1 protein-coding gene is annotated in these 2,200 nt (G+C 26.5%); it reads right to left on the bottom strand.

The features are described from left to right. Positions 1–2,200, bottom strand: a 2,200-nt coding sequence (locus AVBRAN12647_RS09490; protein ID WP_336615103.1) for a hypothetical protein, incomplete at both ends; no start/stop codon positions are given.

Genomic DNA, 2,200 nt, shown 5'->3' with positions numbered 1-2,200 from the left:
ATCTAGTAGCTATTAATTTAATATTAGGCTCTAAGTAATTATTATTTATACTAAATCTATGTCCTAAGCCTAAACCTATTTGATATAAGTCTAAGTAATTAGTAGTGTATAAATCAATCTTTTTAGCTTCAAATTTATTTTTTAATGTTACATAAGCTAAAGAATAATCAATAAAGCTTCCATTATAAAAATTAGTAGAAGCATAAGCTCCAAATGACCTTACATTAGTAGAAGAGCTTAAAGCTTTATTTATTTCTAATCTTGAAATATTTGCAAATACTCCATAAGTTAGATTAAATCTATCTAAGCTTATATTCTTATCTATACCAACGCTTGTGCCTTTGTTTCTTAAATCATTATAATTAGTCTTTAAATAATTATATGAATTATTCACCCAAAAGCCGTGATTTTTAATATCATCTCTTAGATAAGTAAATCTATCATTTAAAATATCTGCTTGATTTTTTGCTACATAATAAGGTGTATTAATTATGCTTTTTAATTCAGCTTTTGTATTATCGTCTAATAATTCACTCATAAAATAATCTTTATAGTTTTTATTAATTAATTCTGTTGTAGTGTAATTAACATTGCCTTTACCATCAATTATTGCTTGGATTTCATCTTTGCTTAATTCTTTACCAGCTAAACCTACACTCCAAACTTCTTTAGTTCCATTCTCATCTTGCATAGTTGTATAATGAACTAGATTAGGTGATAATAATACACTTGAAATAGGTGTTGTATAAGTTATCTTAAAGAAATCTTCACTAACTACCTTAGGTGCTGTAGCTATCATATCAGCTCTTGTAGAATTTGAATTAGTAGTATTTGAGTTGTTAGTATTATTAATAATTGCAATAGGAACATAGCCATTAATTAATAAGCCTAAGTTTGTATTAGAAATATTAATTATATTATTAAAGCCACTTGCACCATATCTTGCAATGATTGCTCCACTAAAGTGATTATATAAAGAAGTATTATATCCACCACCTGTTATATAAAATGTAGAATTAGTAGCGTTTAGATTATTTACTGCTAATTGCCCTACTATTTTTGAATTAGTTGTAGTTAAGGTATTAGCTCTAATACCACCTTTAATAGCTGATTTTTCTATAGTGTAATCTCCACTTGTTATTTCTGCTTTATCATATACACTACTAGCATTATCATCTTTACCTTTTAAAAATACTTTAGTATCTTTAGAGCCTTCATTAGTATTATTTAAGAATACATTTGAGTTTGTAATCTCTCCTTTGTTTGCACTAATAGAAGTTGTTTTTAAATCTATATTTTTAATTACTAGCTTATCATCTACTTTTATTGTTTGAGCTTTGATTTCATCGGTTGTTTTTATATCATCGTTTATAAAATCAATATTATTAGCATTAATGTCTTTAAAGTTGTTATTAGTAGTAGCACTAAGTTTACCATTATTTACTGATACATTGCCTAAAAAGGTATTATTATCAGCTTTTACTTCGGTATTTGTATTTGTAATAATTACATCGCCTTCAAAGGTATTATTAGTTCCACTTATTTGACCTATATTCACATTACCTTTAAAGGTATTATTAGTTCCACTTACTTCTCCCATACTTACATTATCTTCATAAAAAGCTCCATCGGTTTTTAAAATACCACTACCTGTTACTTTTTCTGATACCTTTGAGCCTTCTTCTACATTTATAAAGCCTTCGTTTTTTATTTCTCCTTTGATTTCTGAACCGTTTATTACACTTACTTGTGCATCTTTACTATCAATTACTATGCCTTGTTCTAATTTAGCTTTATCTAAGACATTGTTTTTACTATTACCTGTAATAGTTAGAGTTTGCTCAAATGTAGAACCAACTGCATTTATGCTATCAGCACTAACATTACCTTGAAAAGTGCTTTTATTATCGCTTAATAAATTATTTGCAGTTATATCTCCGCTAAAGATTGTATTGCTTGATTTAAAGTCATTGCCTACTTTGAAATTTCCATCAATAGTAGTTTGGCTTTCGTTATTTATAGTTAAATCGTTTGTAACATTTATAGTATTAGTAGAACCATCAGCTTTATTAGTAATACTAGAATTATTTAAAGTTAAATTATTAGCAGTTATATCGCCTTTAATATTAGAATTATTTAATTCCATATTATTTGTAGTATTAATACTACCTTGAATAATTGTATTGCTTGATTTAAAGTC

It is taken from the genome of Campylobacter sp. RM12647, from assembly GCF_020138135.1.
Classification (GTDB): domain Bacteria; phylum Campylobacterota; class Campylobacteria; order Campylobacterales; family Campylobacteraceae; genus Campylobacter_E.
Note: the sequence above shows the minus strand (reverse complement) of the source record. Positions and strands in the feature narration are given on the sequence as shown.